Here is an 11,922-nt window from a genome sequence, read left to right as displayed (position 1 = left end):
CCTCCGGCAAGGTCCGCGGCAGGCTCCCCGAGGGGCGTGCGGCACACTTCGCGCGGCACTCCGGCAGACTTCGTACAGCACAACGACTCCCACAGGTTGGGGAAAACTCTGGGGATCCCGGTGGAAAAGCCGGGGGACAACCTGCGGAGAACCTGAGGACAATTCGTGGATGGACTGGGGACGGGTTGGGGACGGCCGGCGCGCGTCATGGGGACGAGTTCGTGGACATCTTGGGGAAGCCCTGGGGACGTCCTGGGGACGAGTCCGATGCCCGTCGCGCCCGGCCCGGACGGATCTCGAAAGGCCGCTCAGACCTGCGGAGAACTCGTGGAAAACCGGGGGATGACATGAGGACGGCGTGTGGGGACGATCCGGCTGTCCTCAGGCGGCGCTCGGCGGTCCACCTCGAGTGCACAGCTCCGGTGGACAGAAATACGGGGTCTCACCTGGGAAAACTCGTGATGTCCACACTATCCACGGCCCCTAATACGAGTACTACCCCTTCTCTCTATTCAAGAAAAAGCTCAACTCAAACTAGGGCCTGGGGATCAAGCGCCCCGGGTGCGTCACCTGAGCTCTTCCACCTCACCCTTGGTCCGAAACCTGCAGGAGGCGGGTCCCCTTGAAGTTCCGCATCGACAGAGACGCCCTGGCCGAAGCCGTGGCCTGGACGGCACGAACGCTTCCGGTCCGGCCGCCCGTGCCCGTGCTGGCCGGCATGCACCTCGTCGCCGAGGGCGACCGGCTCAAGCTGTCCGCGTTCGACTACGAGGTCTCGGCGCAGGTGTCCACCGACATCGACGTGGAGGACGCGGGGACGGCACTGGTCTCCGGCCGCCTCCTCGCTGAGATCTCGCGCAGCCTGCCTCCCCACCCTGTGGAGGTGACCACGGACGGGGCGAAGGTGATGCTTCGCTGTGGCAGCGCGAAGTTCACACTCCTCACCATGCCTGTGGAGGACTACCCGACGCTGCCGGAGATGCCGCCGGCAGCCGGATCCGTGGGCAGCGACGAGTTCGCTGCCGCCGTCAACCAGGTGGCCGTCGCCGCAGGCCGTGACGACACCATCCCCATGCTCACCGGTGTGCGTGTGGAGATCGAGGGCGAGACCGTCACCCTCGCCGCCACCGACCGCTACCGGCTGGCCGTACGCGAGCTGCACTGGAAGCCCGAACGCCCGGACTTCTCCGCGGTCGCCCTGGTGCCCGCCAAGACGCTCGCCGACACCGCCAAGTCGCTGACCGCCGGGGCCGAGGTCTCGATCGCCCTCGGCGGCGCGGGCGGCACCGGCGAAGGCATGATCGGCTTTGAGGGCGGCGGCCGCCGCACCACCTCGCGCCTGCTGGACGGTGACTTCGTCAAGTACCGGTCGCTGCTGCCCAGCGAGTACGCGGGTCTCGCCGAGATCCAGACCGGCCCGTTCATCGAGGCCGTCAAGCGCGTCTCCCTGGTCGCCGAGCGCAACACCCCTGTACGGCTCTCGTTCAGCCAGGGAGAGGTCGTCCTGGAGGCCGGGACCGGCGATGAGGCTCAGGCCGTCGAGGCGCTGGAGGCGACGCTGGAGGGCGAGGACATCGACATCGCCTTCAACCCCGGCTTCCTGCTGGACGGGTTGTCGAACATCGGCTCCGACATCGCGCGGCTCTCATTCACCACGCCGACCAAGCCCGCCGTGCTCACCGGCAAGCCGCCGGAAGAGGGCGTGAACCCCAACTACCGCTACCTGATCATGCCGGTGCGCCTGTCCGGGTAAAGGATCTGTTCCGGGCATACCCGGGGCCGGCCGGGAGGCACGACCGGGGATCATGGACTGCGGATCACGGCAAGGGCCGTGGATTCGGACCGTGGATTCGGGCCGTGCACGGATCAACAGCCTGTGGGTAATCCACAGGCCGCCGATCCGTGCACGGCCGGCTCGGTGGCCCGAGGTCGTAGCGCCGGCGGTCGAGGGCCGGCGGGACGCCTCGTACATCCACAGGTCCGCGGAACCCGGGGACGGCCGGCTGGAGGGGCTCGTCCTTGGGGAGTGCGAGATCCGCAGGCTGTGGACAGGAAACGGGCCGATAGGTCTGGGGACTGTCTCTGCGGGTACGCGGTCCTACGGCAGGCATGTGGCATGCGTGCGTAACGGGACGCATGCACGTGGCGAGTGCGTACGGACGCGTGCACGCGGCAGCGGGCACTGAGTGCAGGCAACGGCAGGCGCTCGGGCACTCGGCACGACTAGGCAGAGCTACGCACAGGGGAGTGGAGTGAGCATGGAGCTGGGGATGATCGGCCTTGGCAAGATGGGCGGCAACATGGCCGAACGTCTACGCCGCGGTGGCCACACGGTCGTGGGGTACGACCGCAACCCCGACGTCAGCGACGTGAGTTCGCTGGAAGAGCTGGTCGAACGGCTGTCGCCGCCGAGGGCGGTATGGGTGATGGTGCCCGCGGGCAAGCCGACCCAGGACACCGTCGACCAGTTGGGGGAGTTGCTCCAGCCTGGGGACTTCGTCATCGACGGCGGTAATTCACACTATGTGGACGACCAGAAGCACGGCGAGGAGCTCGCGGCCAAGGACATCAACTTCGTCGACTGCGGGGTCAGCGGCGGGGTCTGGGGCCTGCAGAACGGCTACGCCCTCATGGTCGGCGGCGACGAGGCCAACGTGAAGCGCCTCATGCCGATCTTCGAGACGCTGAAGCCCGAGGGCGAGTTCGGCTTCGTCCACGCGGGGACGATCGGCGCCGGGCACTTCGTCAAGATGGTCCACAACGGCATCGAGTACGCGATGATGCAGGCCTTCGGCGAGGGCTACGAGCTCATCGAGGCCAGCGATATCGTGACCAACGTGCCGGAGACGTTCCGCAGCTGGCAGGAGGGCACGGTCATCCGCTCCTGGCTGCTGGACCTCATGAACCGCTCCCTGGCCGACGATCCACAGCTTGAGGGCCTCCGTGGATACGCCAACGACTCCGGCGAGGGACGCTGGACCGTCCAGGCCGCTGTGGACCACGCGGTCCCGCTGCCCGCGATCACGGCCTCGCTCTTCGCGCGGTTCGCTTCCCGCCAGCAGGACTCGCCCGCAATGAAGGTCGTCGCGGCGCTCCGCAACCAGTTCGGCGGACACGCCGTGGAATCTGCCAAGGGCGCCGACTCCCCTGGCGCCGACGTAGACCCGCCCAAGGTTTGACCAGACGCACCCAGCTCCGCTCAGGCGCACCCCAGATCAGGCCACACGCGCCCAACCACACGCGCCCAGGGCCAGGTGCGTCTGGGGCTTAACCTGGCTCGTCCCGGGCCTGGCTCGTCCCGGGCCTGACGAGGCACCTAGGCCCTGACCTGACCTGACCTGGGCTAAGGCCTGGCCATGCCAGGCGCATCTAGGCTCGGCATGCCCAGGCCAGACACGCCCAGGGTTCGGCCGGGTGCGTACAGGCCTAATCAAGCGCACCCGCCTGTAGCTGGGCGTCCCAAGGGCTTGACCTTGCGCAGCTGAGGTCCGGTCTGGCGCGTCCAGCTGTGACCAGGTGTGTCATAGGTCTGGCTAGGGGTGTCCCGGCTTTCTGCCGAGGCGAGGGGTCCGGATGACCATCGGGAGGCTCTACGCTCGTGTCCCGTGCACGTCGCCCACCTCTCGCTGCAGGACTTCCGTTCGTACGCCACCGCCGAGGTCGCGCTCGAACCGGGAGTCACCGCGTTCGTGGGTCCGAACGGGCAGGGCAAGACCAACCTCGTCGAGGCCATCGGCTACGTCGCCTCGCATAGCAGCCACCGCTCGGCCACCGACGCGCCGCTGGTCAGGCAGGGGGCACCGCGTGCGATCGTGCGCGCCGGGGTCGTCAAGGACGACCGCAAGGCGCTGATCGAGCTGGAGATCAATCCGGGCAAGGCCAACCGGGCGCGGCTCAACCGCTCCCCCATCCCCAGGCCGCGCGAGATCCTGGGGATGTTGCGGACGGTGCTCTTCGCCCCTGAGGATCTCTCGCTCGTGAAGGGCGACCCGGGCGAGCGCCGCCGCTTCATGGACGAGTTGCTCACCACGCGTGCCCCGCGCTTCGCCGCCGTCCGTTCGGACTATGACCGCGTCCTCAAGCAGCGCAACGCCCTGTTGAAATCGGCGGCCGCCCACCGCCGCTCCCCCGGCGCCGAGGTCATCGCGACCCTGGACGTCTGGGACTCGCATCTCGCCCGAACCGGCTCAGAGCTCCTCGCCGCGCGCCTGGACCTGGTCGCCGCCCTCCGGCCCCTGGTGATCAAGGCGTACGCGGCGCTCGCGCCCAGCAGCGGCGCGGTCGAGCTGACCTACAAGAGCTCGCTGGGCGACGCGGAGTTGTCCACAGACCGTGCACAACTGGCCGACGCCCTCCTGGCGGGTGTCGCGGACGCACGCAAACAAGAGCTTGAACGTGGCGTAAGTCTCGTCGGCCCCCACCGCGACGAACTCGTCCTGCGTCTAGGCGACCTGCCTGCCCGCGGCTACGCGAGCCATGGGGAGTCGTGGTCGTTCGCCCTCGGGCTCCGCCTGGCCGCGTTCGACCTGCTCCGGGACGATGGCGACGATCCCGTGCTCATCCTCGACGACGTCTTCGCGGAGCTGGATTCCGGACGCCGCAGCCGGCTCGCCGAGATGGTCTCCCCCGCCGAACAGGTCCTCATCACCGCGGCCGTCCCGGCCGACGTCCCCGCCGAACTGACCGGCGCCTCATATTCCGTCTCCGACGGCCAGGTGACCCGTGACTGATCCACAGGATGTGCACAACTCCTCCACACCGGCGAATTCCGGCGACAACGAAGTGCCGGCCAAGTCGGGGATCGAGCTGGCCCGCGAAGCCCTCGCCCAGGCGCGCGCCGATGCCGCCAAGCGAGGCTCGGTGCCGGGCCAGGGCAAGCGCAAAGGCCCGCGCGGCCCGCGCATGCCGCAACCCGGGCGCGGCGGCGATCCCAAGCTCTTCGGATCGGCCATCCGCGAGCTGATGGCCTCCCGAGGCTGGGAACAGCGCGCCGCCGTCGGCGGCATCTTCGGCAACTGGCCCGGAATCGTCGGTCCCGAACTCGCCGAGCACACCCGCCCCGAGAAGTTCGAGGACGGCGAACTCACCGTCGCCGCCGACTCCACCACCTGGGCCACCCAGCTCCGCCTGCTCTCGTCCACCCTCGTCAAGCGCCTGAACGAGGAACTCGGCCACAACACCGTCCGCCGAGTCAAAGTCGTGGGCCCCGCCTCCGCCCCCCGCCGCCCCGGCGCCTGGCGCGTCCGCTAACCCCACCCGCCCCCCGCCGCCTAGCGCGCCCGCAATCCCACCCGACTGCCTCACCCGACCGCCTTACTGGCTGCTTCACCTGGCCGCGTCGCCCGGCCGCCTGACCTGGCCTTCCTACCTGGCTGCCTCGCCCGGCTGCCTCGACCCACCGCCTTACCTGGCCGCCTTACCCGGCCGTCTCGCCCGGCTACTTCACCTGGCCGTCCTACCTGGCCGTCTCGCCTGGCGGCCTCCGGCCCGCCGCTGCGGCCGCGTAATGAACGCGGACACCGAGCGGCGGTCTTTCTCGGAGGTGGCCCGCCTGGATTGTCACTGTCCGCGCGTAGGTTGGGCAGTGCCGGGCAGCCGGCTCGGCGGTCTTGCCGGAGCGGTGCGGGGGGACGAACATCCGTTCGGGGCGATCAAGGGGCGGTTTCGCTGCGAGCGGCTCGTAGGCCCGTAGAGCCCCCCGGGGCAATGGGGGGATGTATCTCCAGGGCCGCTCGGCCGCCACACGCGCAATCAGCGCCCGTGAGTGCCACTTTTCCGCCGATGACCCGGTAGAATGAAATCGGGTTCAGGATGCTGCGCCGCCATGGGTCGCCCCGAAGTCTCTGATCGCCAGAGCAGAGCAGAGGGCGCCCTTACGTGTGTTACGGGGCACACCGTGTTTCCCCTGATGGGACGCATGAGACGCGGGTGTGGTGGCGCGCTTCCCCGGCAGGAGGATCTCCTTTGGCGTACGACGCTAGTTCGATCACTGTCCTTGAAGGTCTCGAGGCTGTCCGGAAGCGCCCGGGCATGTACATCGGATCGACCGGGGAGCGAGGCCTGCACCACCTCGTTTACGAGATCGTCGACAACTCCGTCGACGAGGCTCTCGCCGGCTACGCCGATGACATCCAGGTGACGCTGATGCCGGACGGCGGCGTGCGCGTGATCGACAACGGCCGCGGCATCCCGGTGGGCCTTCATCCCGTGGAGAAGAAACCGGCGGTCGAGCTGGTGCTGACCACGCTGCACGCGGGCGGCAAGTTCGACGGCAAGTCGTACGCGGTCTCCGGCGGTCTGCACGGTGTCGGCTCGGCGGTGGTGAACGCGCTGTCCACCCGTCTCGAGGCCGAGATCAGGACCGACGGCCACTACTGGCGGCAGGCCTACAACTGGACGGGCCCCGTGGCCCCGCTGGAGAAGGGCGAGCCGACCACCGAGACCGGCACCACGATCACCTTCTGGCCGGACGGTGACATCTTCGAGACGCTCGAGTTCAGTTTCGAGACGCTCTCGCGCCGCATGCAGGAGATGGCGTTCCTCAACCGCGGCCTGGCCATCACGCTGCGGGACGAGCGGCCCGACCACGTCAACGGCGAGCCGCGCGAGGTCCGCTACCACTACGAGGGCGGCGTCGAGGACTTCGTCCGCTACATCAACGCCAAGAAGGACGCCGCGCACCAGTCGGTCATCTACTTCGGTGACGACACCGAGGGCATGTCGGTCGAGATCGCCATGCAGTGGAACTCCTCGTACGCCGAGTCCGTCCACACGTTCGCCAACACGATCAACACGGCGGAGGGCGGCACCCACGAGGAGGGCTTCCGCGCGGCGCTGACCACGATCGTCAACCGGTACGCGCGCGAGAAGAGCCTGCTGCGCGACAAGGACGACAACCTCACCGGCGAGGACGTCCGCGAGGGCCTGACCGCGATCATCTCGATCAAGCTGGCCGACCCGCAGTTCGAGGGCCAGACCAAGACCAAGCTCGGCAACACCGAGGCCAAGTCGTTCGTGCAGAAGGCGGTCAACGAGCACCTGCGCGACTGGTTCGAGGAGAACCCGGGCGAGGCCAAGGAGGTCATCAACAAGGCCTCCCAGGCCGCGCGGGCCCGCATCGCGGCGCGTGCGGCGCGTGACCTCACGCGGCGCAAGAGCCTGCTGGAGTCGACGTCGCTGCCCGGCAAGCTGTCGGACTGCCAGTCGACCGACCCGTCCAAGTCCGAGCTCTACATCGTCGAGGGCGACTCGGCGGGCGGCTCGGCCAAGGGCGGCCGCGACCCGCACTACCAGGCGATCCTGCCGATCCGAGGCAAGATCCTGAACGTCGAGAAGGCGCGGATCGACAAGATCCTCAAGAACAACGAGGTCCAGGCGATCATCACCGCGCTGGGCACCGGCGTGCACGACGACTTCGACATCGAGAAGCTGCGCTATCACAAGATCATCCTGATGTCGGACGCCGACATCGACGGCCACCACATCAACACGCTGCTGCTGACGCTGCTGTTCCGGTTCATGAAGCCGCTGATCGAGGCCGGCCACGTCTACCTGTCCCAGCCGCCGCTCTACAAGATCAAGTGGGACGCGCGCGGGCAGGACGCCGACTACGCCTACTCCGACCGCGAACGGGACGCGCTGATCGAGGCCGGCATCGCCGCCGGCCGGCGCGACCCCCGGCCCCGCGACCAGGTCCAGCGCTTCAAGGGCCTCGGTGAGATGAACGCCCAGGAGCTGTGGGACACCACGATGGACCCCGACAACCGGGTCCTGCTCCAGGTCCAGCTCGACGACGCCGCGCAGGCCGACGAGCTGTTCAGCGTCCTCATGGGCGAGGAGGTCGAGCCGCGCCGCGAGTTCATCCAGCGCAACGCCAAGGACGTCCGCTTCCTGGACATCTGATGAGCCGGGGCCTCCTCGTCCACGGACGATCCCGCGGCTCCCACGCCGCCGCGCCCGGCGCACCCGGAGCGGGTGATGCACCCCGTACGGGACGCCGGGCACCGTTGCAGACAAAGTCGAAGGCAACGTTCACGGCGGCGTCGCAGGTAAGGGATATGAGGCCCCCGGCAGGCAGCAGTCGTAGTTCCACTACTCAGAAGAGGTCTTTCAGGTGACGGAAGTGACCACCGAAGGCGGGGGCCAGGGCGGCGGGCGGATCGAGCCGGTCGACATCCAGAGCTCGATGCAGGCGAGTTATCTCGACTACGCGATGTCGGTCATCGTGTCGCGCGCCCTGCCCGAGGTACGGGACGGTCTCAAGCCGGTGCACCGCCGCGTTCTGTACGCGATGTACGACGGCGGCTACCGCCCCGACCGCGGCTACTTCAAGTGCGCCCGCGTCGTCGGTGACGTCATGGGCAACTACCACCCGCACGGCGACTCGGCCATTTACGACGCGCTGGTGCGGCTGGCCCAGCCCTGGTCGATGCGCTACCCGCTGGTCGACGGCAACGGCAACTTCGGCTCGCGCGGCAACGACCCTGCCGCGGCCATGCGTTACACCGAATGCCGTATGGCCCCCCTGGCGATGGAGCTGCTGCGCGACATCGACAAGGAGACCGTCGACTTCTCGCCCAACTACGACGGCCGCTCGCAAGAGCCCGACGTCATGCCGTCGCGCTACCCCAACCTGCTGGTGAACGGCTCGGCCGGCATCGCGGTCGGCATGGCCACCAACATCCCGCCGCACAACCTGCGCGAGGTGGCCGAGGGCGTCAACTGGTTCCTCGACAACTACGGCGCCACCGACGAGGAGCTCCTTGAGGCGCTGCTCGAACGCGTCAAGGGCCCGGACTTCCCGACCGCCGGCCTGATCGTCGGCCGGAAGGGCATCGAGGAGGCCTACCGCACCGGCCGCGGCTCGATCACGATGCGCGCGGTGGTCGAGGTCGAGGAGATCCAGAACCGCACCTGCCTGGTCGTCACCGAGCTGCCCTACCAGGTCAACCCGGACAACCTCGCGCTCAAGATCGCCGACCTGGTCAAGGACGGCAAGATCGACGGGATCGCCGACGTCCGCGACGAGACGTCCGGCCGCACCGGCCAGCGCCTGGTCATCGTCCTCAAGCGGGACGCGGTCGCCAAGGTCGTCCTCAACAACCTCTACAAGCACACCCAGCTCCAGGAGACCTTCGGCGCGAACATGCTCGCGCTGGTCGACGGCGTGCCGCGCACGCTGCGCATCGACCAGTTCGTCCGGCACTGGGTCGCGCACCAGGTCGACGTCGTCGTCCGCCGTACGCGGTTCCTGCTGCGCAAGGCCGAAGAGCGCGCCCACATCCTGCGCGCGCTGCTCAAGGCCCTCGACCGCATCGACGAGGTCATCGCCCTCATCCGGCGCTCGCCGTCCGCCTCCGAGGCGCAGCGCGGCCTGATGCAGCTCCTGGAGATCGACGAGATCCAGGCGCAGGCCATCCTCGACATGCAGCTGCGCAAGCTCGCCGCCCTGGAGCGCCAGGCGATCATCGACGAGTACGACAAGCTGATGGCGGAGATCGCCGACTACAACGACATCCTCGCCTCGCCGGAGCGGCAGCGGCAGATCATCGCCGACGAGCTCGCCCCGATCGTCGAGAAGTTCGGCGACGAGCGGCGCACCGAGATCATCCCGTTCGACGGGGACGTCTCGTACGAGGACCTCATCGCCGAAGAGGACGTCGTCGTCACGATCACCCGCGGCGGCTACGCCAAGCGCACCAAGACCGACCTCTACCGGGCGCAGCGGCGCGGCGGCAAGGGCGTCCGCGGCGCGCAGCTCAAGCAGGACGACATCGTCGACCAGTTCTTCGTCACCACGACGCACCACTGGATCCTGTTCTTCACCAACAAGGGCCGCGTCTACCGCGCCAAGGCGTACGAGCTGCCCGAGGCCAACCGCGACTCGCGCGGCCAGCACGTCGCCAACCTGCTGGCGTTCCAGCCGGACGAGCACATCGCCCAGGTCATGGACCTGCGCGACTACGGCGTCGCGCCGTACCTCGTGCTGGCCACCAAGCAGGGCAAGGTCAAGAAGACGTCCCTGACCGACTTCGACTCGCCCCGCAGCGGCGGCATCATCGCCATCAACCTGGCCGAGGACGACGAGGTCATCGCCGCCCGGCTGGTCTGCCCGGAGGACGACCTGCTGATGGTCTCCACCGGCGCCCAGGCGATCCGCTTCCGCGCCGACGACGAGTCGCTGCGGCCCATGGGCCGGGCCACCAGCGGCGTGATCGGCATGCGGTTCGAGGAGGACCAGGAGGTCCTCAACATGCTCGTCATCCAGGACGATTCGCAGGATGTTCTGGTGGCCACCCAGGGCGGATACGCCAAGCGGACCCCGGTGGACCAATATCCGTTGCAAGGTCGTGGGGGTAAGGGAGTCCTCACCGCTAAGATCGTGCAAACTCGCGGAAGGTTGGTAGGGGCGCTGATGGTCGGCCTCGACGACGAGGTCTTCGCGATGACGTCCAACGGGGGCGTGATCCGGACGAGCGCGGCCGAGATCAAGCAGTCCAGCCGGCAGACCATGGGGGTGCGGCTTATGAACCTCGCGGAGGGCGACAGTGTGGTCGCGATCGCGAGGAACGTAGAGTCCATGGACGACGCGAACGCGGAGGCGCAGGACGACTCCGAGGGGAACGTAGAGTCCATGGATGACGCAAACGCTGAGGCGGGCGGGGGGAACGAAGGTGAGTGACCCTGAGACCGCCATCGAACCGGTAGGCCAGGAGGACACGTGAGCACCCAGCCCGGCAAAGGCAAGGGCCGCTCCGGCGGCACCGGCAAGAGTTCCGGTTCGAGCTCGGGCTCGTCCGGCTCCTCTGCGGGCGCCAAGAAGACCGTCCCGGCCGCGAAGCCCGGCCGGGACGAGGCGACCGTGGAGATCACGCCGGTGCAGCCCGCCGCGGAGGAGACCAAGGTCGACCAGGCCAAGCCCGTGGACGGCAAGCCCGCCGCCGCCAAGGCCGCGGACTCCAAGCCCAAGGATCCGGAGCAGACGCGCGTCGACCTCAAGGTCGACAGCGATGGGCCCAAGGCGTCCGGCACCGGCAAGCCCGGCAGCGGTGCGGGCAAGCCCAGCAGCGGCACCTCGAAGCCCGGTGAGTCCAGTGAGCTCGGCTCCCCGGGCAAGCCCGCCGCGTCCCCGGTGATCCCGCCGGTCAAGGACACCCCGGCCGACTCCTCGTGGGGCCGTACGCCCGAGCCGGCCGGCGGCCGCGACAAGCCGTTCGGCCGCCGCGAGGTCGCCGGGTCCGGCCCCGCTCCCAGCAGCCCGGTTCCGGGCGGACCGGCCCCCGCCGGCTCCGGTTTCGCGGGCACGGCCCTCAAGGACCGTCCCGCCCAGACCTCGGCCACCCCGTCCGGGGGCACCAAGGTCGCCAACGCCAAGGCCGCGCGGAAGGCCCAGCTGCAGCTGGCACGCCTCGAGCCGTGGTCGGTGATGAAGTTCAGCTTCGTGATGTCGCTGGTCTGCTTCGTCGTCCTGCTGGTCGCGGTGGTCGTCCTCTACATGATCCTGTCCGGCCTCGGCGTCTTCGACTCGATCAGCGGCACCATCGACGAGCTCACCCGTGACCCGAGCAAGAACGGCGGCCTGGACGCGGGCGACTGGTTCTCGTTCTCGCGCATCTTCGGCTACACCGTCCTGGTCGGCGCCCTGAACGTGCTGCTCATCACGGCTCTGTCCACGGTCGGCTCGGTCATCTACAACCTCGCCGCGGACCTCGTCGGCGGCGTCGAAGTCACCCTGAAGGAAGCCGAATAGCCACAGCCCGCCGTCCTGCGAAACCGATTACCGGTTGCTCCACGAGATGCGGTAATCTCACGTTGCGCCGCAAGGACGGCGGCAAGTGCGGGCCTATAGCTCAGCTCGGTTAGAGCGCTTCCCTGATAAGGAAGAGGTCCCTGGTTCAAGTCCAGGTAGGCCCACTTCGTCAG

7 protein-coding genes and 1 tRNA gene are annotated in these 11,922 nt (G+C 68.6%); all 8 read left to right on the top strand.

The window, feature by feature from the left end; all coding sequences use genetic code 11:
* The first annotated feature begins 622 nt into the window (after positions 1–622).
* On the top strand, positions 623–1,753 hold the full coding sequence (gene dnaN, locus ACGFNU_RS03540; protein WP_392589807.1) for a DNA polymerase III subunit beta: 1,131 nt from the start codon (positions 623–625) through the stop codon (positions 1,751–1,753).
* 505 nt (positions 1,754–2,258) lie between these two features.
* Positions 2,259–3,179 (top strand): phosphogluconate dehydrogenase (NAD(+)-dependent, decarboxylating), encoded by a 921-nt coding sequence (gene gnd, locus ACGFNU_RS03535; RefSeq protein WP_392589805.1) that lies wholly within the window; start codon positions 2,259–2,261, stop codon positions 3,177–3,179.
* A gap of 426 nt (positions 3,180–3,605) precedes the next feature.
* The gene (gene recF / locus ACGFNU_RS03530) at positions 3,606–4,730 is read left to right on the top strand and encodes a DNA replication/repair protein RecF (protein WP_392589803.1); all 1,125 of its coding nucleotides are present in this window, start codon (positions 3,606–3,608) and stop codon (positions 4,728–4,730) included.
* Positions 4,723–5,250 (top strand): DUF721 domain-containing protein, encoded by a 528-nt coding sequence (locus ACGFNU_RS03525; RefSeq protein WP_392589801.1) that lies wholly within the window; start codon positions 4,723–4,725, stop codon positions 5,248–5,250. The genes recF and ACGFNU_RS03525 overlap by 8 nt, the downstream gene beginning before the upstream one ends.
* Positions 5,251–5,964: 714 nt before the next feature.
* Complete coding sequence (gene gyrB / locus ACGFNU_RS03520; RefSeq protein ID WP_392589800.1) at positions 5,965–7,902, top strand: DNA topoisomerase (ATP-hydrolyzing) subunit B; 1,938 nt, start codon at positions 5,965–5,967, stop codon at positions 7,900–7,902.
* 211 nt (positions 7,903–8,113) lie between these two features.
* A complete protein-coding gene (gene gyrA / locus ACGFNU_RS03515; RefSeq protein WP_392589798.1) occupies positions 8,114–10,681 on the top strand; it encodes a DNA gyrase subunit A in 2,568 nt (855 codons plus the stop codon).
* Positions 10,682–10,720: 39 nt separating this feature from the next.
* On the top strand, positions 10,721–11,749 hold the full coding sequence (locus ACGFNU_RS03510) for a DUF3566 domain-containing protein (protein WP_392589796.1): 1,029 nt from the start codon (positions 10,721–10,723) through the stop codon (positions 11,747–11,749).
* Between the two features lie 89 nt (positions 11,750–11,838).
* A tRNA-Ile gene (locus ACGFNU_RS03505) sits at positions 11,839–11,913 on the top strand.
* Positions 11,914–11,922: the final 9 nt, after the last annotated feature.

This window comes from Spirillospora sp. NPDC048911, from assembly GCF_043198015.1.
GTDB lineage: Bacteria > Actinomycetota > Actinomycetes > Streptosporangiales > Streptosporangiaceae > Spirillospora.
This window is presented reverse-complemented; position numbering and strand designations above follow the sequence as displayed.